General features: G+C 70.2%; 24 protein-coding genes. 10 read left to right on the plus strand and 14 right to left on the minus strand.

What is annotated here, in order from left to right; translation table 11 throughout:
- Positions 1-54 precede the first annotated feature (54 nt).
- From ACLQ2S_RS24355 to ACLQ2S_RS24410, 12 genes are all read right to left on the minus strand, one after another.
- Complete coding sequence (locus ACLQ2S_RS24355; protein WP_425703088.1) at positions 55-561, minus strand: helicase associated domain-containing protein; 507 nt, start codon at positions 559-561, stop codon at positions 55-57.
- A 1579-nt stretch (positions 562-2140) separates the two neighbouring features.
- Positions 2141-3046 carry a hypothetical protein gene (locus ACLQ2S_RS24360; protein WP_425703090.1) on the minus strand — a complete coding sequence of 302 codons (906 nt, stop codon included), beginning with the start codon at positions 3044-3046 and terminating at the stop codon, positions 2141-2143.
- 13 nt (positions 3047-3059) lie between these two features.
- On the minus strand, positions 3060-3818 hold the full coding sequence (locus tag ACLQ2S_RS24365; protein WP_425703092.1) for a class I SAM-dependent methyltransferase: 759 nt from the start codon (positions 3816-3818) through the stop codon (positions 3060-3062).
- A gap of 27 nt (positions 3819-3845) precedes the next feature.
- Positions 3846-4265, minus strand: a complete 420-nt coding sequence (locus tag ACLQ2S_RS24370; RefSeq protein ID WP_425703094.1) for a hypothetical protein — start codon at positions 4263-4265, stop codon at positions 3846-3848.
- Between the two features lie 137 nt (positions 4266-4402).
- Complete coding sequence (locus ACLQ2S_RS24375; protein ID WP_425703096.1) at positions 4403-5938, minus strand: ATP-binding cassette domain-containing protein; 1536 nt, start codon at positions 5936-5938, stop codon at positions 4403-4405.
- Positions 5935-6921, minus strand: coding sequence for a branched-chain amino acid ABC transporter permease (locus ACLQ2S_RS24380; protein WP_425703098.1), 987 nt, complete (start codon positions 6919-6921; stop codon positions 5935-5937). Before ACLQ2S_RS24380 ends, ACLQ2S_RS24375 begins: the two co-directional genes overlap by 4 nt.
- Positions 6918-7796, minus strand: a complete 879-nt coding sequence (locus ACLQ2S_RS24385) for a branched-chain amino acid ABC transporter permease (protein ID WP_425703100.1) — start codon at positions 7794-7796, stop codon at positions 6918-6920. The genes ACLQ2S_RS24380 and ACLQ2S_RS24385 overlap by 4 nt, the downstream gene beginning before the upstream one ends.
- A 33-nt stretch (positions 7797-7829) precedes the next feature.
- The gene (locus tag ACLQ2S_RS24390) at positions 7830-8606 is read right to left on the minus strand and encodes a class I SAM-dependent methyltransferase (protein ID WP_425703174.1); all 777 of its coding nucleotides are present in this window, start codon (positions 8604-8606) and stop codon (positions 7830-7832) included.
- 58 nt (positions 8607-8664) lie between these two features.
- The gene (locus tag ACLQ2S_RS24395; protein WP_425703102.1) at positions 8665-9987 is read right to left on the minus strand and encodes an ABC transporter substrate-binding protein; all 1323 of its coding nucleotides are present in this window, start codon (positions 9985-9987) and stop codon (positions 8665-8667) included.
- Complete coding sequence (locus ACLQ2S_RS24400) at positions 9984-10610, minus strand: hypothetical protein (RefSeq protein ID WP_425703104.1); 627 nt, start codon at positions 10608-10610, stop codon at positions 9984-9986. Before ACLQ2S_RS24400 ends, ACLQ2S_RS24395 begins: the two co-directional genes overlap by 4 nt.
- Positions 10611-10634: 24 nt before the next feature.
- The gene (locus ACLQ2S_RS24405) at positions 10635-11045 is read right to left on the minus strand and encodes a roadblock/LC7 domain-containing protein (RefSeq protein ID WP_425703106.1); all 411 of its coding nucleotides are present in this window, start codon (positions 11043-11045) and stop codon (positions 10635-10637) included.
- Entirely contained in the window at positions 11045-13513 is a 2469-nt protein-coding gene (locus ACLQ2S_RS24410; protein ID WP_425703108.1) for a sensor histidine kinase, read from the minus strand. The genes ACLQ2S_RS24405 and ACLQ2S_RS24410 overlap by 1 nt, the downstream gene beginning before the upstream one ends.
- Positions 13514-14138: 625 nt before the next feature.
- Between ACLQ2S_RS24410 and ACLQ2S_RS24415 the strand changes: the two genes are divergently transcribed.
- Positions 14139-14744, plus strand: a complete 606-nt coding sequence (locus ACLQ2S_RS24415) for a hypothetical protein (RefSeq protein ID WP_425703110.1) — start codon at positions 14139-14141, stop codon at positions 14742-14744.
- Here the strand turns inward: ACLQ2S_RS24415 and ACLQ2S_RS24420 are convergent.
- Positions 14734-15180, minus strand: coding sequence for a hypothetical protein (locus ACLQ2S_RS24420; protein ID WP_425703112.1), 447 nt, complete (start codon positions 15178-15180; stop codon positions 14734-14736). The genes ACLQ2S_RS24415 and ACLQ2S_RS24420 overlap by 11 nt on opposite strands.
- A 36-nt stretch (positions 15181-15216) precedes the next feature.
- Between ACLQ2S_RS24420 and ACLQ2S_RS24425 the strand changes: the two genes are divergently transcribed.
- From ACLQ2S_RS24425 to ACLQ2S_RS24455, 7 genes are all read left to right on the plus strand, one after another.
- Positions 15217-15801: an HD domain-containing protein gene (locus ACLQ2S_RS24425; RefSeq protein ID WP_425703114.1), complete on the plus strand. Its 585-nt coding sequence runs from the start codon at positions 15217-15219 to the stop codon at positions 15799-15801.
- Positions 15798-16775: a phosphotransferase gene (locus ACLQ2S_RS24430; RefSeq protein ID WP_425703116.1), complete on the plus strand. Its 978-nt coding sequence runs from the start codon at positions 15798-15800 to the stop codon at positions 16773-16775. The genes ACLQ2S_RS24425 and ACLQ2S_RS24430 overlap by 4 nt, the downstream gene beginning before the upstream one ends.
- Entirely contained in the window at positions 16772-17875 is a 1104-nt protein-coding gene (locus ACLQ2S_RS24435) for a radical SAM/SPASM domain-containing protein (RefSeq protein ID WP_425703118.1), read from the plus strand. The genes ACLQ2S_RS24430 and ACLQ2S_RS24435 overlap by 4 nt, the downstream gene beginning before the upstream one ends.
- Positions 17872-18498 (plus strand): dTMP kinase, encoded by a 627-nt coding sequence (gene tmk / locus ACLQ2S_RS24440; RefSeq protein ID WP_425703120.1) that lies wholly within the window; start codon positions 17872-17874, stop codon positions 18496-18498. Before ACLQ2S_RS24435 ends, tmk begins: the two co-directional genes overlap by 4 nt.
- Entirely contained in the window at positions 18492-19283 is a 792-nt protein-coding gene (locus ACLQ2S_RS24445; protein ID WP_425703122.1) for an endonuclease/exonuclease/phosphatase family protein, read from the plus strand. Before tmk ends, ACLQ2S_RS24445 begins: the two co-directional genes overlap by 7 nt.
- 305 nt (positions 19284-19588) lie before the next feature.
- Positions 19589-20965: a helix-turn-helix domain-containing protein gene (locus tag ACLQ2S_RS24450; RefSeq protein ID WP_425703124.1), complete on the plus strand. Its 1377-nt coding sequence runs from the start codon at positions 19589-19591 to the stop codon at positions 20963-20965.
- A complete protein-coding gene (locus tag ACLQ2S_RS24455) occupies positions 20962-21879 on the plus strand; it encodes a phosphotransferase family protein (protein ID WP_425703126.1) in 918 nt (305 codons plus the stop codon). The genes ACLQ2S_RS24450 and ACLQ2S_RS24455 overlap by 4 nt, the downstream gene beginning before the upstream one ends.
- Positions 21880-21895: 16 nt before the next feature.
- Here ACLQ2S_RS24455 and ACLQ2S_RS24460 read toward each other — a convergent pair whose 3' ends face one another.
- On the minus strand, positions 21896-22303 hold the full coding sequence (locus tag ACLQ2S_RS24460; RefSeq protein ID WP_425703128.1) for a helix-turn-helix domain-containing protein: 408 nt from the start codon (positions 22301-22303) through the stop codon (positions 21896-21898).
- Between the two features lie 152 nt (positions 22304-22455).
- On the opposite strand from ACLQ2S_RS24460, the gene ACLQ2S_RS24465 reads away from it, so the two are divergent.
- Entirely contained in the window at positions 22456-23019 is a 564-nt protein-coding gene (locus ACLQ2S_RS24465; RefSeq protein WP_425703130.1) for a class IV adenylate cyclase, read from the plus strand.
- A gap of 120 nt (positions 23020-23139) precedes the next feature.
- Positions 23140-23667: a DUF6244 family protein gene (locus tag ACLQ2S_RS24470; protein WP_425703132.1), complete on the plus strand. Its 528-nt coding sequence runs from the start codon at positions 23140-23142 to the stop codon at positions 23665-23667.

Below are 23667 nucleotides of genomic sequence, written 5' to 3' on the forward strand. Positions count from 1 at the left end.
TCTTCCCAGATCAGAAGGCACTTCCTCTTTCATGATCCACGATGCGGGCAGCCCTTACTGAAGGGCCGAGGCTAGGCTGTCCAGGATGTCGATGCGCCATTGTGGGAGGCGGCCGAGTCTGCGGCTTTTCCTGATGTTGTGTGTGAGGTGGCCGAGCTTGATGCCGTTCTCGCGGTGCTCACGGGGGACGCGTAGGTGGCCCTCTCGTCGTGCGAAGGCGGTGAAAGCGGGGATGTATACCTCTGCCCAGCGTGCGCTACCGACCCGCCAGACCATACCGAGGGCGTTGAGGATCTGTACCTGTTCGTCGTCGAGGACACCGTGGTGGTAGCGGTTGCGCACGTTGTGGATGAACCCGCCGAGGTCGTAGCCCGATTCGGTGTGGTAGCGGGGTACGACCAGGTGACCTTCGCGGTCGCTGAAGGTGAGGGCGGCGTTGATCCCCTTGATCCATTGGGGGTTGCGCGAGTGCGCAGCAAGATGGGCGATGACCAGCCGACGCTGTCTGCGCCGTCGGGGTGCGATGGTCGCGGCGTAGCTGGGTGGTGTGTAGATCGGCACGAGGGCCCTTCGAACTGATCCCGGGGTGTGGATTTGGTGGGGGGCCTGCGGCTGCCCCCACCAAATCTGCGGTGGGCTACTGGCGGCGCAGGTCAGGGGTGATCATGGTGCGCGTTGTCGCGCCCTGAGGGCAGGCGTGGTGGCGGTGCGGAGAGCGGCCGAGCCGGGCGTGGCGGGGTGGCCATGACGAGGTGGCGTAGGAGGCAGCGCACGCAGGGTAGGGCCCTGTCCAGTCGGGTGTCTTCGACGTGGCGCCTGACTATGGCGGGCTGCGACGGGGTGGCGGGTTGGCCGGTGGCGTGCAGCATCAGCATCGTCATGCCGATGACCGCAAGGATGTTGAGCAAGGGACTGGATGGCCTTTCGGGTGGGCTGACCGGGCTGGCGCCTGCGGTCAACGGCTTGTGCACGAAGTAGTCGCTGCGGCGTCTACCGGAGGGGGGGTCAGGGCTGGCTCGGGCGGTACGCCGTCCGCGTCGGTGTGGCCCCGCTGGAGGATGAGGACGGATGAGAACAGACCCGGCCGGGGACGGCGGCGCTTTCCCGCACGGCCAACAGCTCGCCAGTGGCCGCATCGATGACCAGCGTGGTGGTCGAACGTTCGGCGACCACCCGGAAGCCGGCCCCGACGCCCGGCAAGGTTGCTGGCCTCCCCGCGATATGTGGTGATGCGGAGGTCGAGCAGCCCTTTGGGCCAGTGATGGGTGGGAGCCGGACCGGCAGAACGGTCGCACGGGGCTGCACAGGTCGAGGGTTACGCCGTGCAGGACTGGAAAGCCTCCCGGGTGGCTGACGATGAGGTCACGCACCGGCAGCACGGTGCTCGTCGGGCCACCGGGGCGCTGTGCGCGGCGGCCGGTGTTGGGGGTCATGCGTTCCTTTCGATGTGAGGACGGCGATGTGGCTGCCCGGGGCGACGAGCTGGTGTAGTCGGTGGCGTTCGGTGGCGGGCCGGCCCGGACGAACACCGGTGGTGCCTGCAGTGGCGGTTACTGGCAGCAGCCGGAGATTCGAGTGGCAAACCGGTGCGCGCCTGCGCAGCGGGACTGCCGCTACCCTTGCCTGTCACCATGGCCCGGTTGCGGCGTCCGTCCTGGTGGTTTCCCCGTCCCGTGGCGGCGTTGCTTCGCCTTACCGGGTGGCCGCTCGTGGTCCCCTCTGCCACCCCGTGTTACTGCCGTCAGCGTCTGCTCGCCTTGCTCGGTGAGTGCGACGGTGAGTGCGCGCTGATGCGGGATCTGTTCCAGGATTCCTTCGGCTAGCAGCAGGTTCAGGTTGTCGCGCACGGTGCTTGTGGTCAGGGCGGGGACAGCTTCCGCGAGCCTTTGGACGGTCCAGTGGCATTGTGTGTCGGCGAGCAGGGTGTCGTAGATGAGGCGGCGGGCGCGGGTCAGGCGACGTACGAGTTGCCCGGCCCTCGTCTGGCCCCTCTGTGTTCCGCTGCTGGTCGCCGGACTCCTTCTGCCGGACGTGCCGCCGGTGGCGTGTCTCGGCGTGCGGGCGGCCGGAACCGCCCTGTCTGCCTCTCTGGCACTGATGTGTGGCTCCGTCCGGCTGACGCGGGCTGTCTGCGGCGTGCTCATCGGACCTTTGATCCTGGTGTGGAGGGCAGGTCGTGGTCCGTGGCGCTATGGCCTCGGGCGAGGACGAGCACGAACTTGAACAGTCCGGGCCGGGGACCGTCGACCTGCTCTGCCGCCGACAGCAGTTCGCCCGTGACCGGATCGATGATCAGCGTTGACGTGGAGCGGTCGGCGACCACCTGGAAGGACATACCTGTGCGGCCGGCGAGGTCGGTCGTCGTTCCCCGGTAGGTGATGCCGGGTACCGCTGCGAGGACGTTCAGGGTGGCCGCCCGCTGCTGCTGGTCAAGGTAGGAGTCGGTCGCGAGTCTGACGACGCTGTCGACGAGCAGCCTCGGGTAGGCGGGTTCGGCGGCCAGCTCGGGTGGCACCAGATGTGCGATCAGGGTGTCCGGGTCGGCGGGGAACGTCTCGGGTAGGGGTGGGTGCAGTTCTCCTGGCCGGTAGCGGATTGTTCTCGGCTCGGCGTCGTCGAACAGACTCCGTTCGGGCCGGGTGGGCTGACGGTGGACGCCTCGCAGGTCGGGTGCGGTGCGGATGACGTCTCGACCGGAGTGGTTCCCGGTGTGCCGCCACCGCTGCAGGTCGGTGCGGACGATGGTGTTGGTCGCGCGGTTCCAGGTCTGGGTGTGCAGGTATGCGTAGGGCAGCGTGGTGGTGCTGTCGCCCGGTGTGCTGGGAAGAGTGTCGGCGAGGACCGTGAGTCGCTGCGGCGCGGTGAGCTCGGCGTCGGTGGCGGCCCGGGCCGGTGGGCTGGCTGGCGGTGTCGCGGTGGCCGCACTGCCGGCCGCGTCTGGTCGTGGGCCGGCGGTGTCAGGTCCGGACTGGCACGCGGCGAGCAGGACGACCGCGCCGCCGACCAGCGTGGTGAGCAGGTTGCGGGCCATGGGAGTCAGGTTCATGGTGACCGGCGGTTCAGGCGGCCTTGCGGGCGTGGATGAACTGGCGATCGTAGGACGCCAGGAGCACACCGGGTTCGGCCATGAGCGCGCCAAACCGGTCGATGTCGCTGTCGGTGAGCCGGGTCAGGGTGGGACGTAGGTGCGTAACGATGTCCGCGAGGAGACGGCATCCGGGGTCGCCCCCGGTCCAGGTCTCGGTGTCGGTGTGCACGCAGTGCCCCGCCATGCCGGATTCCAGCAGCAGGGTCTCGATGTCGCCGGTCCAGGTCCCCGCGCCTTCTGGGCCCACGAGAGCCCTGCGCACGTGGTGCATGACGTCGCTGATCAGGTGGGCGTCCTCGGCGTCGGGTGCCCGGTAGATCCGTGGCGGGGTGGGCGTGATGGTGGCCAGGGCGAGCGTGCCGCCGGGCCGGAGCCGGGCGATCATCTGCTGGACCACGTCGACCGGGTCGCGGAGAGCGCCGTGCCAGCGGGCCACGGTGTGGTCGTAGCTGTCGGTCGTGCCGGGCAGCAAGTCGCGGTTCGGGTCTCGCCGGTAGATGTCGATGATGTTGGTGGGGGCGAGGTGGCTGGTGTCGGCGTCGACGGCGGTGACCGACCCGTCCGGGCCGACGAGCGTGGCGAGGCGGGCGGTGATCTCACCGGGGCCGGCGCCGACCTCCAGCACCGCCTGGCCGGGTGTGATGTCGAGCCGGTCCAGGTTGGTGCGGATGGTCGAGTCGAGAAGCTGGTGCGTCGGCCCCAGGCGTGCGGGCAGTGATGTTGTGGTCATGGATTCCCTCCGGGCGTGCGTCTTGGGTCAGGACTGATAGGCGTGGCCGTGCCAGCGCGGCTCGACGGTGTCGCGGTGGTGGACGAGGACGTGGTCGATGAGGCGGCTCAGGTGCTGGCGGATGTCGGCGCGGGTGAAGCGGTGCCAGCGTTGGTAGGTGATTAGTGGTCGGGCCGCCGAGGTACGGCGGTCGTGGGCGGCGACCGAGCCGACGACGAGGGCTTCCAGGTGCTCGGCGTCGTAGCGGGTGAGGCAGAAGCAGACGTAGAAGCGACGCCGTGGGGTGGCTGGGTAGGGCTGGAGGAGTTGCCAGCAGGTGGTGCAGCGGGCCAGCTCGGTGAGCAGCCACAGGCTGGTGTCGTCCTCGGTGGCCGGGTCACCGCCGCCATGGGCGTGGTGGTGGGTGGGGTGGTTGGCGACGGTGTTCGGGTTCTCATCGCCAACCACCCGCTGCCGTCCGCCCTGTCGGAGGCTGGTGGGCGGGCGGCGGTGTCCATCCGGCGCGGCCGGGCCGGCGGGGCGGGTGAACCACGGCGCAGGCGCGGAGGTCGCCTCGCCGTTTCGGTGGGGATCAGGGGTCGGGTTCATGGCGTGGCGGTGGCCGGGATGGTGAGCAGGTCGTGGAGGTGATCGGGGCAGTCGCGCAGGTCGGCGGTGGCGACGTGGCGGGCGATGCGGGCACGGTCGAGCACCGCGATGTCGTGGGCGATGTGGAGGGCGAGGGGCAGGTTCTGCTCGGCGAGCAGGACGGCGGTGCCGCGGTTGGCGAGGCTGGTGATGATCGTCGCGAGGTGGTTGATGACGGCGGGAGCGAGTCCTTCGGAGGGTTCGTCCAGCAGCAGCACGTCGGGCGCGGTGACGAGCGCGCGGGCGAGGGCGAGCATCTGCTGTTCGCCGCCGGAGAGTTGGTGGGGTCGGTGGTGGCGTCGGTTGGCCAGGGCCGGGAACAGGTCGAGGACCTGCTGCGGCGATACGGTGCGGGCGCGGGTGGAAGGTGGTGTGGGTAGGGCGAGGTGTTCGTCGACGGTGAGTCCGGCGAACAGGCGGCGGCCCTGGGGGACGAGGCCGAGACCGGCGCGGGCACGGGCGCGGGTGTCGAGCCCTGCTACGGGCTGCCCGTGCAGGTGGATGTCGCTGCCGGGTCCGGCCGGGTGCAGGCCGGCGATGGTGTTGATCAGGGTGGTTTTGCCGGCGCCGTTGCGGCCGACGACCGCGGTTACCCGGCCGGCACGCACGTCGAGGGTGATGTCGGTGAGCACGGCAGCGCCGGTGTAGCCAGCTTGCAGGTTTCGTATCCGCAGGACAGGCGCCCCGGTCGGGTGTGCGCAGGCGCTGGCGGCAGTGGTGTGGGTTGGTGGGCTGGTGGGGGTGGCGCCGAGGTAGACGCGGCGTACGTCGGGGTGGTCGCGGATGTCGGTCGGGGTGCCGGTGGTGATGTGCCGGCCGTGGTGCAGGACGGTGACGGTGTCGGCGACGGCGGCGACCATGTCGAGGTTGTGGTCGACCAGTAGCACGCCGATGTCGGCGGGCAGGGCACGGATCAGCTGGGTGAGGTGAGTGATCTCGCCGGTGGTGAGGCCGGCGGACGGTTCGTCGAGCAGCAGCAGCCGGGGCCGGCCCGCGAGGGCGACGGCGATCTCCAGTCGGCGTTGGTCGCCGTAGGCGAGCTGCGCGGCAGGCAGGTCGGCGTGGTCGGTGAGGCCGACCTGCGTCAACGCCTGATGCGCGGCGGCCACCGCTCGAGGACCGGTACGCAGGGCGGCCAGGCGTTGCCCGGGCACGGCGAGCAGCACGTTCTGCACCGCGGTGAGCGGGCGGGCCAGGGCGGGATGTTGCCAGGTGCGGGCGATGCCGGCGCGGGCGCGGCGGTGTGGCGGCCAGCGGCGGATGTCGCGTCCGGCGTAGCGGATGCGGCCCGCTGTCGGGCGCAGGGTGCCGGCAATGAGGTGCAACAGCGTGGATTTTCCGGCGCCGTTGGGTCCGATGATCGCGTGCCGGGCACCGGCGTGCAGGTCGAGGCTGACCTCGTCGACAGCGCGGCGGGCACCGTAGCTGCGGCTGACACCCTCCAGCCGCAGCAGTGAGCTACTCGCGTTCGGGTGCGGTGATGGTGTGGTCATGGCCGCCTCCGCGGGAATCGACAGGTGAGGTCGGCGAGGCGGTGCCGGGGCAGGTAGGCCAGGAGGAGGAAGCACAGGCCGAGCAGGGTGGGTCCGTGGCCGGCGAGCAGTCCACCGGCCCAGTCGCGGGCGGCGACGAGCAGGATCGCTCCGGCGCAAGCGCCGGTCATGCTGCCCGATCCGATAAGCGCGGCGGCCAGGGCGAGGGCGGAGATGCCCATGGCGGCGTCGGCGGGTGAGACGTACCGGGTGACCGCGATGGCCAGTGCCCCGGCCGCGCCGGCGATGCCACCGGCGAGAACGTAGGCGGCGAGGAGCAGCCGCCCGGGATGGTGTCCGGTGGCCTGGACCCGAGGCTCGTGGGCGGCGATGCCCCGCAGCAGCAGAGCGAAGCGGCTGCGGACGAGCAGCGCGACAGCGACGCCGATGAGCAGGGTGCAGGCGAGTACGTACAGGTACACCCAGCCCGGTCGCACCATCGCCGGCAGGCCCGGCAGCGCAATCACGGGCGGGGTGTGGACGCCTTCGCTGCCGCCCGGTGCCCACGCGTTGGCGGCGGCGTGCACGAGTTCACCGAGGCCGAAGGTGACCATCAAGAAGGTGGTGCCCCTCGCCCGCACCGCCAGCAGACCGGTCACGGCGGCGGCGACCGCCCCGGCGGCGCTCGCCGCGAGCAACTGGACCGGGCCGAGACTGGTGAGCGTGGCGATCGTCGCGGCGGTATAGGCGCCGACGGCAAGGTAGGCGGCCTGACCCAACGGCGGCAGTCCGGCCAGCCCGAGCAACACCTGGGCGCTCATGGCGAGCACGGCCAGGACCAGCCCGGTGGCGGCAAGCGAGACAAGGTAGGCGTTGGCCAGCCACGGCAACGCCACCGCCAGCGCAACGGCTCCCGCCGACGGCAGCAACCACCACGCCGACCCGCTTCGGCTGGTCGTCGTCCGGGTGGCGGTCGCACCCGGGATGGGGGTGAGCGTGGTCATGCGGGCCGTCCCGGAAGTGCGGTGCGCTGCCGGAAGGTGAGCGCGGCGAGCATCGCGGCGGCGAGAACAAACGCGGCGGCGCCGGGGGCGAGGGCGACGCCGAGGGTGAGGGTCTGTCCGACACCGAGTGCGGCGAGCAGGGCGCCGCGGATGCTGCCGAGGCCGCCGACGACGCAGACGATCAGCGAGTACACCAGGATCGTGGTGTCCACCCCCGGTGCCGGCCCGATGACCGGGGCGCCGAGCACCCCGGCGGTCACCGCGAGGACTCCCCCACCGACCAACACCCCGGTCCGGACGATGCCGGTGCGCAGGCCGATGGTGGCGGCCATCCCCGCATCGGCGACCACCGCACGCACGACCGCCCCGGTACGAGAACGTTCGACGAACCAGAACAGCGCCACGGCCAGCACGGCGGCAACCGCGATGAACCCCAGCCGGTAAACCGGATACTGAAAGGCGCCCAGACTCACCGACCCGGCGACCGCCTGGGGTGGGTCGACCGAGCGCGGCTCGGCGCCGAACACCGTGCTGAACTGGTCGGCGGCGATGTAGGCGACGCCGAGGGTGGCCAGCACCTGATCCAACGGCCGATCGGTGAGCGGGCGCACGGCGGCGGCAAGCCCCGCACCCCCGACAGCGCCCACCGCCACGGCGGCGGCCAGGGCGAGGGTGAGGCCGGTGAAGCCGCCGTCGGCAAGGAGCCAGACGAGGTACGCGCCGGCGAGGTAGAGGGTGCCGTGGGCCATGGAGAACACCCCGGCCACACCGACGATCAGCGTCAACCCGGCCGCGATGACGAACAGCAGCAGCCCATAGGCGACCCCGTCCAGCGCGGTGATCGTGTAGGCGTTGACGAGCCCATCCAGACCCACGACACCCTCCCTTCTTGTCTTTCGGGGGTTTGTTCAGGCGGGGATCGGGCGGCGTCCGGTGGTGGTGTGCATCAGGTAGCCCGACAACATCAGCTCCGGGTCCATCAGCACCTCCCGCAACTCGGCCAGATCCTCAGCCGTCATGCCGGCGGCCAGCAGTTCCCGCTCACGTTGAATGGAGTTGCTGCGGTGCAGCAGGCAGATGCCGGTGCCGCCGCACCACGACCGGGACTCGATGCGGCTGATCACGTTGACCAGACCGGCGCGCAGCATCGCCTCGGGCGCCCGTTTGGCCCAGCCCATGTCCGCGCCCCGCGACTCGCCGTAGGACAGCAGGGCGTCCTGGAAGCGTTCGATCAACTGGGTGGCGCGCGGGCTGGGGCTACGGCGGATCATGTCCCGCCAGGTGCAGTCCCAGTCCGCCACCACCAGCACCCCACCCGGCGCGAGAGCTTGCACCAGCTGGGTGAGGACCTGCTCGCGTTCGGGTAGGTGCATCAGGACCAGCCGCGCCACGATGACCTGCTGCGACCCCTCCAGCTCCATGTTCCGGATGTCGCCGGCCCGAACGGTGACGGTGGGGCCGGCGGTGATATGGCGAGGGTCGAGGTCCACAGCGGTGACGCTCCCGTCCGGAGCGACCTGATCGGCGAGCCAGGCGGTCAGGGTGCCCGCCCCGGCGCCGATGTCGGTGACCCTGCACCCCGGTCCCAGACCAATCTCCGTCAAGGTCTGTCGGGTGCCCGGGTCGAGGATCTCGCCCAGGTGGCGAAGCTGATGGGCAGCCTCATCGGTGGCGTTGTCGAACATGTACCCGGTCTGTCCGTCAGCGGTGGTCGTGCTGATCACAGGTGCCTCTCTTCGTCGGTCAGGAGCCGAGGGTGGTCAGGGTCTGCACGGTGCGGTTGACCCACACCTGCCCGTCTTGGGCGACCTCGCGCAGGTAGTACGCCTGCACCGGGGTGTGGTTCTTGGGTCCGAACTGCCAACTTCCGCGGGGCGAGTCGATGGCTCCGACCCGTGACAGCGCCGCCGTCACCGACTGCGACGTCAACCCGCCCGCCGCCGCGTCCGGTCCGGTCGACGGCGTCGCCTCCACGCTGGCCGCCGGGCTACCCTCGCCAGCCGGTGCCAGGGGCGCGGGTGCGGCGTCGGGTTGGGCGATCGCTTCGGCGATGGCCCTGTCCAGCACGAGAGCGGCGTCCCAGGCGCAGACGTGGTAGATGTTCGGCAGGCGCCCGTCGTTGGCCGAGGTGTAGCGGCGCACGAAGTCCCGGTTGGCCGCGTTGTCGAGGGTGGTGGAGTAGTTCAGGGCGGTGTAGATGCCCCTGGCCTTCTCCCCCAAGGCCGCCAGTGGTGCGCCTTCGGTGAGAAACCCCGAGGCGTACAGCGGCACCTTCACGCCGTACTGCCGGTACTGCTTGACGAACTCGACCGCGCTGGCACCGGCGTAGAAGGTGTAGACCGCCGCCGCACCAGAATCCTTGATCTTGGTCAGGTATGGGGAGAACTCGGTGGTCGGGGCCGGTGCCCACGGCGTCCACGTCGGCTTTCCGCTCGGGTTGGCGAGCTGGCCGCCGGCTTTGCGGAATGCGTCGACGAACCCGTTGATCTGGTCGTGGCCGCCGATGTAGTCCGGGCCGATCACCCACACCCGACCCTCACCCACCCGGTCAACCAGGTGGCTGGCGATTGATGCCCCGGTCTCCTGGCTCAACCACGACGTCGACCACAGGTACGTCGGGTCCTCGACGGTGGAGGGTCGGCCACCGATGCCGATCAGCGGCACCTTCGCTTCGTTCAGTAGCGGGTACAGGGTCTGCACGGTGTCGGCGGTCGCCCCGCCGACCAGGGCGAGGACCTTGTCCTGCTCGATGAGCTTGCGGGCCGCCGCGAGCGCGGTGGCCTTGCCGTCGCCCTCGTCAGCCTCGATCACCTTCACAGGCCGGCCGCCCAGCTGCCCGCCGAGCTTGTCCAGGGCCAGGCGCCACCCGGCAGCTTGGTCGTCGCCGATTGCTTTGTAGGGGCCGGACTTCGGCACGATCAACCCGATACGGATTTCCTCGCCGCCGGTGTCCGAGCCGCCGAGGCTGGATCCGGAGCATCCGGAGACAGCGAGAAGCAGGACGGCGACGGCGGCGGCGATCGCCAGTCGCCACCGAGACCGGCCGGTGCTCTGGTGAGGGGTCACAGGAATCCTTTCGTCGATGGGTGCGCGTGAGGGATGCGCCGGTGCTGGCCGGCGTGGTCGGGGTCGATGAGGTTGCTCCTCGCGCTCACAGGTGATGCCGGCGGCATCACCTGTGGGTGGCGGCCGGAGTGCTCGGTGGTGATGAGGTGGTCCAGGACGGCAAGGACGGAGGCGGGCTCGGTGGCGTCGCAGGTCAAGACCGGCACGTGCGACGCGACCCGCAGGGCATCGCGGATCTCATGCCGGTTGCGCGTACCGCCGAGCGGCCGGTTGATCGCGACCAGGTACGGCAGCCCGCGGGCGTCGAGCCAGTCCAGCGCCGGATACGAGGCGGGCAAGCGGGTGGTGTCGACCAGCACCACGGCGCCGAAGGCGCCAGCGCTGAGTTGGTCCCACATCCACCACCAGCGCCGCTGATCGGGCGTGGTGCGCAGCGCGATCGTGACACCGCCCGGCAGCGTGGCGTAGCCAATCTCCCACACGCTGCCCGGCCGGCCCGCCAGCACCGCGTGGCCTCGGCTGGCAGCCCGCAGAAAGCAGGTCTTGCCCACTCCCGGGCCGCCCGCCACCAGGACCCTGAGCACCGAGGCCCGGCCACCTGTCACGCTGCTGTCCCTGTCCACACTCGTCACCGCCCGCACACAGGGTCAGCCGGCCACGCGCGGTCCCGGCTTGACCTGCTCACCGATCCGCGCCGCGAGCGCCGCCAACTCGTAGGCGACCTGGGACGGGTCGCAGTCGGGGCGGGCCAAGGCCGCCAGAGAGGTTCCGTCCGGCACCTGCTGCACCACGAGGATGCCGTCATTCATCATCAGCATCTGGAACTGCACGCCGCCGGTCTCCAACAGGTCCGTGGCACCGCGGGCCAGACTGACCAGACCAGACACGATCGCGGCGAGCTGGTCACCCCGGTCGGCGTCCAGACCGGCGGTGCTGGCCAGCAGCAGCCCGTCACCGGACACCGCGACGACATGCGCCACGGCCGGAATGTGCCGGGCCAAGCCATCCAACACGACCGAGAGCTGGGGATTACGGGGTGTAGCAGTGGTGACGCTCATCAGCGTTCTCCTGTCGAAAGGGGAGGAGTAGAAGACGCGGCCCGCAGGCCGCGCAATGTGCCGGCGACCTGCGCCCGGATCGCCGCAGGATCGATCGGCGCGGAAGGCTCGGAGCCGGTGCGCTGCGTCGGCAGCCCACCCGGCACTGCGTGCGCCTGCGGGCGGCGCCGTGGCAGACCGGACGCGGTACGCCCGTCAGTGGCCGGTTCAGCGGTGGACGCCGCGGCCTGCCAGCCCGCGTCGGCGGCGGTCCGGAATCCACCGTGGCTGTCGTCGCTGGGCGGCCACAGCCACGGCGACCGGGCCGCCATTTCTCGGAACATCGGCGTGTCCGCCGGCCGGGCACTGCCCGCCGGCAACGGCAGCGGCCGTCGCTCTCGGCGCACAAGCGGCAGCTCCATCGTCGCGTCCGCCGCCGCCGGCACGGCAGGGGACGGACGGGTCGGGCCGGTCCAACCGGTGCCGGTCCGGGGCATCGGCGGAACCGCAGGCGGCACCAGGGCGGGAGCAGGGTCGGGCGTCGGCGCAGGGGTCGGCCGTACCTGTCGCTGTACCTGGCTGGGCACGACAATCTCCCGCACGTGCACCCGGGTCACGTACTCAGCCGGCACGGTCACCTCGGCCGTGATACCGGTCGGCTGCGTCCTGTTCAGACGCACACGCACCCCGAACTCGGCAGCGAGCCGGGAGATCACGACCAGGCCCATCTGGTCGGTGACCGCGACCTCCACCTCCGAACTCCCCAGCAGGGCGTTGGCGCGTTCTAGCTGCTCGGGGGCCAACCCGAGGCCCGAGTCGACGATGAGGACCTGCACGTCGCGCCCCGCCCACACCGCGAACACCCGCACCTGGTCAGCGGAGAAACGGGTCGCGTTGTCCAGCAACTCCGCCAGGATCGACTTGACCGCATCGACGGCGCGGGCGTCGATCTCGATCTCGACCAGCCGCTCCACACTGATCCGGGCGAAGCCCTCAGTCTCCGACAACGCCGCGTTGATGAGGTCGCCGAGCTCCACCGGCTGCCGCTGCGATTGGCCTGGGCCGCCACCGGCGACGATCAGCAGGTTCGCGCCGTAGCGGCGCAGGCGAGTCGCCTGCTGGTCAGCGGCGAACACCCTGGCCAGCCGCTCCGGATCCTCCTCGTCGCGTTCGAGGTTGTCGATGCTGCCCAGCAGATGCTCCGTCAGCGCCTGCACCCGCCGCCCAATCGACGTGATCATGGCGCTCACCAGGGCCCGGCCTCGCGCCTGATCCGCCGTCGCGTCCACCGCCGAACGCAGAACCCCGTTGAAGGCGTCCGCGACCCGGCCCACCTCATCCCGGCCGACCACCGGCACCGCCACCCCGCCAGCACCCTCGGCCAACCGCTGCGCCTCCGCAGGGTCCGAGGTCGCCCGCAGCCGTCCCACCAGGCCCGGCAGCTCGACGTCCGCGACCCGCCGCGCACCCTGCTCCAACATCGACAGCTGGCCGACCAACGACCGCGCCACTCGCAACGCGGTCAGCACCGCGACCGCCAGCATCACCGTCAGCACACCGGCCTGCACCACCGCTGCGCGAACCTGCTCCATCCACAGATCACCGGCGGCAGCACCGATATCAGCGTTGACCTCCGCCTGCACCTGGGCCAGCAGGTCAGCCCGGGTGGTCATCACCCGGCTCCACTGCTCAGCACCGCCTGCCAGCCGCACCGGCTCGTACACGCCCGTGCCCGACACCGCCCCGTCCAACCGCACAGCGGCCAGCACCTCAGGGCCGGTCAACGTCCGCCCCAACAACGCCTGCCACGACGGTCGCGCAAGACCATCGAACTCGCGCAACGCCTCGTCCTGCGCAGAGCGAGCGGCCACGATCTCGGCATGCAGCGCCGGGGTCAACCGCCGTGCCGCCACCGCCTGCAACACCGCCACCTGCTGCTGACCCACCGACTCCCGAGCCCGCGACAACGCCGCCGACGCCCGTATCTCGTCCGCCAGCTGCGGCTCCACACCGCTCTGTGCCACTGTTGACAGCAGCTCGTCAAGATCGGCGATCGCGATCCGGTAACCGAAGGCGACCGCTGACATCGCCACGGGGCCTTCCCCGCGCGCCCGCTGCCGCTGTGCGGCGATGTCAGCCACGCCGGCATCTGCCCGAGCCAGCACTGCCCGCACGCCACCTGGCAATTCACCCACCCCGGCCCGCAGCGCCCGGAACCGCATGACCACTTGGTCGGTGTCCTGCACAATCCGCTCGAAGTCCGCCAATGTGACCTTCGAGGCTGGGAGTAGCAGGCCCAACGCGGCAATTCGCTCCGCCTGCAGGCGCTGCGTCACCTCAGCGGCCGACATGGCGACGGTGAACTCGTCCCCGGCCCGTTCCGCCGCCCGTGCCGCCGCCACCGACGACCACAAACCGAATCCCGCCGACACCATGGCGACCAGCACCGTGGGGACCACGATCAGTGTGGCCTTCCGCCGCACAGGCATGTCCGCCAATCGTCTGCCCAGCCGCAACCGGGAGGCGCACGCCGCACCGCTGTCCGCCACCGTCACATCGCCACCAGCACACCGGTAGACGGAGTCTGCGGCCGCGCCGTCGAAGGACGGCCGCGCCATGCGTGGCCGGCGCCCAAACGCGGGAACGCTGTCGGGTCCGGCACCGGGTCGCACGCGAACCGGACGGCCTCGAACTGCCGAACGGTAGGCGACGCGCGGACCACAGGCTTCAGAAGCGGTGTGATCGACAGGAGCGTTTGCCTCCTGGCAAGGGGCACGGCAGACCTTCCTCAGTGAGTTGGCGTTGATGGCCGGATGGTGACGGCTCAGCAGCGCCGCTGACGCTGGACAGAGCGACTTAAGGCGAGATCGATCGATGTCGGCCAGGTTTGGCCACCGGTTCTGACAATCCGCCGACAATCTCGCGACGACGACCCGAGGCGGGACATGAATGTCAGCGCAATGTCGGAACTCGATGGATCCTCTTATCGACATGGGCGGCAGCGGCTTCTGATGTCCCTGTCACCGCCTGCGTCACTGCGGGTGGTGAGGGGCCGCAGCCGCAGCGCGGCACGCGGTCTCCCTGTGTCGAGTGCCCCTTGGGAGGGGATGCACCATGACCAGTTCATCGATGCCGCAGGTTGCAGAGGTCGGTCGTCGGGCCGCAGAGATCCTCGACCGGATGCGCACCCACCCGGCCTACGACCGGTTGCACAGTTCGTCGATGAAGTACTCCACCTGCTGGGCCACGTTCACCGGGTATCCGGCGATCAGCCGCTGGTCGCTGGAGCGTGACGCCGGGCCGCTGCTGGAAGAAGCGCTGCGGGTGCTGGCACTCAAGGCGGCGGTGTTCGAGTTGTCCGGCGGCCACGAGCGGGCCGCCGAGCTGCTGGTGCCGGCGCCGGTGGACGAGATGATCCACGCGGTGCTGGCCCAGTTCACGCTGATGACGCGAATGCAGTCCGACCTCGGCGTGGTCTTCCCCCACGCGACGGAACTGGAGGAGTTCACCTACACGCGAGGCTGCATCACCGACGACTACTACGGGGCCGCCGGGTGGGGTGAGCAGCCGCTGCGGTACTGGCTGGACTCGGCCGAGGTGACCCGACGCCTGGACCTGCTCAACACCCGTTACCAGGCGGCCGGTCTCGGACGCGATGGACGCAGCCACGATTTCGACTTCGACCAGCCGGAGCTGGTCGCTGCCGGGGTCAGCGGTTAGCCAGCTCCACGGACAGCACTCGCCGCATGGCCGCCACCACCCGCTTCGGATCGAACCGCTCGCCGGCCAGCCGCTCGGCACGGGCGACCGCGGTGAAGATCTGCTCGGGGGGTGCGTCCCGCAGCACGGCGACGAGCCAGCCTTCCAGATCCACCAGGTCGGCGGGCAGTTGCAGGGCCGCCGGTGTCGGCGCCGGCCGGGGCGCCTGGTCGGGGACCGGTTCCCCGGCCGAGGCGTACCGGCCGGCGGGGAGGCCCACCCGGAACGGGTGGACGCACACGGCCACACCGTCGGGGGTGGCCCGCCAGCCGAGGTCGGGGCGGTAGGCGAACTCGGGTCCGGGCCGGTCGACCACGTCGAACTGGCCCGGTCCGAGCTGCTGAGCGGGACACACGACGCAGGTCTGCTCACCCCAGTGCGGAAGCGGCCCGGACATGACGCCGATCGTACGGCAATCAGGAGGTATCAGGGTATGACGGTCTTATCCCCTCCACGTCCTGCTGTCATCGACCGCGCCCTGCGTGACGCCAGGGCTTGGTGTGCGGGGCACACCATCGATGACCGGCCGGCCCTGGTCCACGCGGTCCGGGTCGCGGTGACCATCGGTGAACACGTGCCCGCGCCACCACGAGAGGTGATCGCGGCGGCGCTGCTGCACGACGCACCGGACCTGGCCCCGGCCACGGTGGACGTGTACGAGGTCCTCACCACCGGCTACGGGCCCGAGGTGGCGCGGATCATCGCCGCGCTCCAGGCCGAACATCGAGCCCTCGACGAACCCGACCCGCCCATCTGTGTCGATGACCAGCCGGTGCTACTCGCCTCCACCGCCGACAAGATCGTCGCCTTGACGTCGCTGCTGCGACGGGCACGGACCACCGGGGACGTGACCGGGTTCTTCGCCCGGCGGCCGGTGCTGCGCGCGCTGCTGCCGCACTTCCGGGCCTTCCAGCAGGCAGCGCATCCGAAGGTGCCGGCCAGCATGTCGGCGCATCTGCACGCGGTCCTCGCCCGGCTCGAACAGGCCACCGCCATCGCCGCAGCGGGGCCACGGTGAACGCGCCCAGGCTCGACGAGCGCCTCGTCGCGCAGCTGCGATGTGACCTGCTCGCCGCCGCGCGGCGGGTGCCGACCGGACGGCAGGGCATCGGGCAGTGGGAGCTGTCCGCCGTGGAACGTTTGTTCTTCGCTGACGGCAGCAGCGTGGTCTGCAAGGTCGCCGCCGCGCCGTTCACCGGCGAGGCGAGCGTGCTGCGGGCGCTCAACGAGCGGGAAGCCGCCGTTCCGGTGCTCCACGGCTACGCGGTCCGCCCGCAGACGCTGGGCATGCTGATGGACGACCTCGGCGCCCCGGTCCGGGCGGCGACCGCGGCGGAGGCCGCCGCCGCGGCCCGCTGGGTCCACGCCGTTGCCGGCATCACCGGCCTGCCGACGTTCGACCAGGCGGGCCTGGCGCGGCTGCCCGGACAGGCACTCGACGCCCTTTACGCGCTGCGCCGGCAGGAACGCTTCCCCGACTCCCGCCCGATCGAGGAGTCGCTGCACCGGCTGGCCGCCGTCGCACAGCGCCGGGTCGACGGCGCTGAACGGCCACCCTTCGGGCTGTGCCACGGCGAGTTCCACCGCAGTTCGCTCCACGTCAGCCGGATCGGATGCCGCCTCGTCGACTGGGCAAAAGCGTTCACCGGACCGGGCCTGCTCGACCTGGCGACCTGGTTCGGCACCCGCACACCACCCGAACCCCGCCTACTCACCCGACTCATCCGCGCCTACGTAGCCGCGGGCGGGCACCCGGACGCGGAAGCCGACCGGGGCGGCCTTCCCGCCGCGCGGTGGGCGCTGGGCTGGCACCGGGTCTGGGCGGCCTGGTGGTTCCTGACCACCGCCGCTGCCGGCCACCACCGGCCCGACACCGACCGCCGTCACGCCCAGGTCGTGCTCCGGCAGCTCCACGGGGCCGCGCAGCTGCTCGGAGCAGCACCACCTGCCAGCGCCGCCCCTCTACCAGCGGAAGCGGGAAGCCCATCGTGAAACGGCTCATCGTCGACACCCACGCCTCGTCCTGCTACTTCCGCACCTCAGTAGGCGGGGACGGCCGCAAAGCGCTCGTGCAGATCACCGAGCGGTGCAACCTGCACTGCGCCCACTGCTTCGTCTCCTCCACAGCCCAAGGGTCAGACCTGACGCTGGAGGGCTTCACCAGCCGAGTCCTGCCCAGGCTGCTGGACGCCCGGGTGCAACGCATCACGCTCACCGGTGGGGAACCGTTCGTGCACCCCGACCTGATCGCCATGTGCCAGGCCGTGGCCGAGCGAGGGCTGCCCGTGGGCATCTGCACGAACGCGACACAGACCACCGACGATCACATCGCCGCCCTGACCGCGTTGGGCAACGTCCACATCAACGTGTCCTTCGACGGATTCCGCCCCGAAAGCCACGGCAAGTTCCGCGGCGACCGGTCGTCGTTCGCCACCACAATCGCCACCACCCGCAAGCTCGCCCAAGCCGGCCTACTCAAAGGGCTCCTGTCGACGCCCAACGCGCTGACCGTGCCGAAGGAGTTCGCTGACCTGTGTGCCTTCGGCGTCCAGGTCGGCGCCGAGTACGTGTTGATGAACCCGCTGTCGTCCTTCGGACGAGGGGTGAAAAGCCGCACACGGCTGGCCGCCACCGCGGCGACGATGAACGCCATCCGCGCGGTGACCGAACGCTTCGCCGACCAACTCGACCTCGTACACATCCGCTTCCCCAACGACGAGCTGCCGCTGGGCGGCTGCGACGCCGGCAAACTGATCTACATCTTCGTCGACGGGCAGGTCGCGATCTGCCCGTACCTCGTCTTCGCCGCCCGCACACCGGCCTCCCCGCACCGCGACACCGAGTTCCTGGCCGGCAACATCCTCGCCGCGGACATCACCGCCGACCTCGACGGCCACGACTTCCACACCCGCTACCAGCCGGGCGGGAATCCGACCTGCGGTTCCTGCGCGCTCGGCGGGCAGTGCGGCAAGGGCTGCCCCGCAGCGGTCGTCGCGGCCGGCGGGCGCCTCGGCGACGTCGACGCCGAGCAGTGCCCGGTCACCGCCCCGCACGGCCGGCGTCTCCTGCCGCTCGCCGTCGCCGAGGAGTGATCAGCCTGTTCATCGCCATCGAAGGCCCCAACGGGGTCGGCAAGAGCACCATCGCGCGCCTCCTGGCCGACCGACTCGCCGACCTCGGCCCCGCCGGCGTGCACCTGACCGGGGAACCTACCCGCACGCCGCTGGGCCAACTCCTGCGCCGGCAGGAAGACTTCCTCCACGGCAAAGCACTCGCCCTCGCCCTCGCCGCCGACCGGGCCGCGCACATCGAGAACGAGATCATCCCCCGCCTCGACGACGGCTTCCACGTCGTCACCGACCGATACGTGGCATCCTCACTGGTCCTGCAACGCGTCGACGGCCTCGACCTTGCCGAAATCTGGTCCTACAACCGGTACGTCCTACCCGCCACCGTCATCTACCTCGAAGACAACCCCGACGTCATCCGCGCCCGACTCGACGCCCGACCGCACCTGACCCGCCTCGAACGCGCCGGCTCACCCGAACAAGAACTCGCCCACTACCGCGACGCGGCCCGACACCTACACCGACAGCAATGGCGCCAACACACCATCGCCTGCAACAGACTCACCCCCGACCACGTCGTGACCACTATCCTCAGCCTCCTACCCGCCGACCTGCCCCTGACCAGCGAGGCCCAGCAACCGTGCTGACCATCCTGACGATCAACATGCAAGCCGCCGCGCCAACCCGCGCGCAGCGCCTGCTCACCTGGCTCCTGACCCGCGACGACGACGTGATCATCCTGACCGAGACCAGCAACGGCCCCGGCACCCGACACCTGCTCACCGAACTCCGCGTTGCCGGCCTCACCGTCACCCACCAACCCGCACCCGACAGCGACCGCGGCTGCGCCATCGCCACCCGCGTCCCGAGCCGACCAGCCCCACACCTCACCGCCCGAATCAGCCTGCCCGGCCGCGCACCCGCCATCACCCTCGACACCGACCCCGCCATCACCGTGCTCGGCCTGTACGTGCCCTCCAGCGACCGCGCACCCACCAAGGTCGCCAAGAAACGCACCTTCCTCACCACCGTCCAAAACACCCTGGCCACGATGCACGCCGCCGACCGCGCTCATCTCGTGGTGGGCGGGGACTACAACGTCATCAGCCGCGACCACCAACCCCGCTACCCCGGCTTCCTCAGCTTCGAATACGAGTTCCTCGACACCCTCAGCGACCTCGGACTCGCCGACATCCACCAGCACCTACACCCCGACGTGCAGGCCCACAGCTGGATCGGCCGCGGCGGCAACAAATACCGCTTCGACTACCTCCACGCCGGACCTGGACTGCAACCCCACCTATCCGCCGCCGCATACCTGCACCAACCCCGCTTGGACGGCCTCACCGACCACGCCGCGCACACCGTCAACATCGATGTCCGGGTTCGCGTCAGATGCGGGGCGGTATCCGCAACGCAATCTCTTTTCTAAGCCCTCGCCGTACCTCCCTAGCCGCGTTGCCGGTGAAGCCTCGTATGGAGTCCGCGAGTGATCTTGTAGCCGGGATCGCCGACAAAACTCTGACATTGCGATTCAAGCGGGTCGCCCAGGCACGCCCTTCCCGATCCAACCAGCATTGACCTGCACTTTTGTCTTAGGCGAACCGGGCTGGCGAGACCGGCAGGTGCAGGCCCGTGGACAGCGGCGCGCCTCTGCCGGGCCGTGTCAGTGTTCACGCGAGTCATCCGTCGGCGACACAATCAATTGCGGCAGGCTGCGGATCCGGGAGGTGGGAAGTGGTCAACCCAGTAGATCCTCACGACATCCGCGAGGCGCGACGCAGACTCGGCCAACAGCTTGCCGCGCTGCGAAAGGCCGCCGGCCACACCCAGCACTCGCTGGCTCCCCTCACCCTCTACGGGCGCAGCACAGTCGCGAACGCAGAGACGGGACACCAACGGCCGGACCGCACCTTCTGGCAAACCTGCGACGAAATCCTCCGCACCGACGGGATCCTCGCCGCCGGCTACGACCGCATCGTGGCTCTGGAACGCGAGTACCGGAGAGCCAAAGGCACCGGCGTACAGACGGTGCCCGCCCCGAAGGCGGACGCCCTCACAAGGCCAGCGCTGCCCGGCTGCGCTGGCGACACACTGGCGCAGATGAGCGTGTCGCCCGTGCACCGACGCCAGGCGCTGGTGGCCGGTATCACGGCGATCGCCGCAGCATCCGGACTGCTAGGAGGGCCGACTGGCGGGTGCCGTATCGGAGCGGCAGACCTGGCCCGAATCCACGCGATCATCACGCTGTACCGGTCTATGGACTACGAGTACGGAGGCGGCGCGGTCCACCAGCAGGTGGCGACGCTCGCCGAGGTGGTCTCCAGGGTGCTCGACGGCACGCATAGCGACGGGCTCAGGCAGGCGGCGTTGACCGCCGCCTCGGAGGCACGCCAGTTGGCAGGCTGGACAGCGTTCGACGCCGGCCGACACTCTGATGCCCAACGGCACTTCCTGTCCGCTGAACGGGCGGCGGTCGCAGCGGGCGATGCCCGGCTGGCCGCCCGGGTGCGCTACTGCCAGGCCCGCCAGTTCCAGCATCTTCACCACAACCGCGACGCGGTGGAGACCCTCCGGCTGGCCCGCGAACACCTGGGCGGTGCGGCCACCCCGGCGATCACGGCCATGCTCGACAGTGCGGAAGCGGCATCGCTGGCGGCCCTCGGCGACCACGCTCAGGCACGAACCCGGCTGGCGTCAGCGACCGACGCCTACTCACGTGTCGAGTCGGATCGCGAGCCGGACTGGATGAGCTTCTTCAGCTACGCGGAGGTCCTCGCCCAGTACGGGCGGGTCTACCGCGACATGGCCCGCCAAGATCCGCGCCACGGTGATCAGGCCGTCCGATGGACCAGCGAAGCGATCACCGCGTTCGGGCCGCAGAACGTACGCAGCAGCGTGCTCAACCAGATCGGCCTGTGCAGCGCCATGTTCCTCGCCGGCGAACCCGACCGCGCCCTCACCATCGGCGCAACGGTCCTCGACCACACGGACCAACTCGCCTCCGCCCGGATTATCGACCGCATCCATAACCTGCGCCGTGATCTCAACCATTACGCCGACCGACCGGCGGTCCAGGAGTTCAGGGACAACCTGGCCAGCGTGACCGCATGACTGACCCAACCTTCGGCCGGTTCACCGCCGAGGCCATGACCGCCGCCCTGCACCACATCGCCGACCATTTGCGTGTGACCTCAGACGACGCCCGGCTGCTGCACCTCGCCAACAACGCCGTCTTCGCTCTGCCCACCGCAGGCATCGTCGTCCGCATCAGCCGCACCCGACGGCTCCTCGACCGCGCGACCAAGGTCGCAGCCCTCGGCGCCTGGTTCGCCGACACCAACGCGCCGACCATTCGTCTCGTCCCCGGCGTCGACCAGCCCCTCATCGTCGACGGGCTCGCCGCTACCGTGTGGACCTACCTACCCCCACAACCACCCCCGCCGACCGTCGACGACCTCGGCCCCGTCCTGCGGAAGTTTCACCACCTGCCCCGCCCACCGATCGACCTGCCGCCGTGGGACCCGATTGGCGACGCCCGGCACCGCATTACCGACGCCGAAGGACTCACCCCCCACCACCGGGACTCCCTGCTGGCCTGGTGCGACAAACTCGCCCCACGCATCGACGCTCTCCGCGACCACGCGAGCCCAGGACTCATCCACGGCGACGCCCACCCCAGCAACCTCCTACGCGACACCACCGGCGACACCGTGCTATGCGACTTCGACGCCACCAGCCTCGGCCCCTGGCAAGTCGACCTCGTCGCCGTACCTGTCGGCGAAGCCCGCTTCCACCGCGCCGGACAACACAAACGCCTCGCCACCGCCTACGGCTACGACGTCACCACCGACCCGCACTGGCCACTGCTCCGCGAAGCACGCGAGCTCAAAATGATCGTCGCAGCCGTACCACTCCTTAACAGCAGCCCCGGCATCGCCGACGAATTCGCCCTACGGCTCCACACAATCACTACCGACGACGACCACACCCGATGGACCCCCTTTGCCGACCTGCCGCGCCACTGATCAACACCGACGCCCATCACCAGCACAAGAGACGTCCTAATACTTGAGCCGGATGCCGGTACGGGGCCTGTCTCCTGGTCCCGAAGAGGCGATCGCCCGTCGACGTCTTCACGGTCGACGTAGTCCGGTTCAGGGGCTGCGGCAGACCACGAAGGGCGGACAAGCGGTCCACCTGTCGGGCATGGGCCTGCATCCGGTCATGGTCGGCGAACAGCGCGCCACCAGTGCCGAGTATATGGCCGCAGCGGACCCAGAAGCCTCGGCCCATGCTTTCCCGATCCAGCTCGATGTTGGCGACGGTGCTGCGCCCATACAAAGTCAACAGTGCCAGACCGTTCTGGGTGTAGCCGGCGGCCCTGCACAGCGCTTCCAGCTTCCGCCCATTCGCGAGGCGGGCTTCACGGACCTCTTGCGGGCTGGACATGGGCTGACTTCCTACAGGCGCAGATACGGGGTGTTGCCACAGTCGCCGAGCCCTATAGCGATCGGCAGCCACCTGCCGGGCGGGTGTGCTTCGGGCGGTGCCGCGGTGCGGATGCACCTGCGGCGGGTTGCTGGCGATTAGGCTGCTGCGACGTGACCGCTATCCCGGAAGCCGTGCAAGAGGTTGAGGTCAAGTATCTGGTGGGCGACGAGGCGGCGCTGGTGGCTGCTCTGGCAGCTCACGGGGTTGTGTTGTCTGACGCGGTGAGTCAGGACGATCAGGCGTACGCGCCGGCGGCGTGGCGGTACGGCATGAGCAAGATCGGGGTGCCGTTCGCGCGGCTGCGCACCCAGGGTGGCCGGCATCTGTTCACCGTTAAGCGGCCGGTGGACAACGAGATGGCCTGTCTGGAGCACGAGATCGTGGTGGCCGATCGGGAGCAGATGCACGCCGCGCTGGTGACGATGGGCTTCACGCCGACGGTGCGGATCGTTAAGAGGCGCCGCACCGGTCGATGGGATGGGGTGTCGCTGTGCCTGGACGCCGTCGAAGGGCTGGGCACGTTCGTGGAGGCAGAGGCGTTCATCGGCGCCGACGAGTCTGGACGGGCCGCGCAGGAGCGTCTGGACGGCTTGGTTCGCTCGCTCGGGGTGCCGGTGACTCGAACAACGGACACGTACGACTCATTGCTGCGCAGCGCGGCGGCAGCTGGTTAGAACAGCGGCGTGGCGCCGAGCCCCAGGCACCTTGTGTTCGAGGTGTTGTGTCCCGTCGGTGTGCGTCTCTACGCTGCCACGGTCCGCTGTGGATGCAAGGCGTTGAGCGGGGGTGGTAAAGTGTCGCTGACCGACAGCATCGGTGTCGACTTGCAGTCGATGACGGCGGGCGTGGCTCGGGCGCAGCAGGAGGCGGCAGCGGCCGACCATGGTGTCGAGCAGATCGCCGCTCGGGCGGTGGCTTCCGGTTTCGTCGGTATCACGGCGGGGCTGGCTCGGGTGCGGCAGTCGATCGGGCAGGCTCGATCCCGGCTGGTAGAGGCCACGGACGTTCTGGGTGAAGCGTCCCGGGCGGTGGGCTCGGTGGGGCGGCAGTCCTCACCGCAGGAGACCATCGCCGCCCTCACACCGGTGGTCGCGGCGTTGACGACAGTCGAGGGCAGCGTGACGGCGGCGGCGTCCGCGGTCGATGATGCGCGGCGGCTGGCCACGATGGCGCTGCAGGGCGGGCAGCCCGGCCCGACGCTGGCGCGCCTGCAGCAGATACTGCAGATCCTGGCCGCCGTCCGCGCCGGAGGGACTACGGCCCGGCAACACGTCGAGGCGGCACTGGCACAGGCCAGACAAATCGGTGACCTGGGAAATTAG

Origin of the sequence: Micromonospora sp. DT48, from assembly GCF_049844495.1 — a bacterium.
Lineage (GTDB): Bacteria > Actinomycetota > Actinomycetes > Mycobacteriales > Micromonosporaceae > Micromonospora.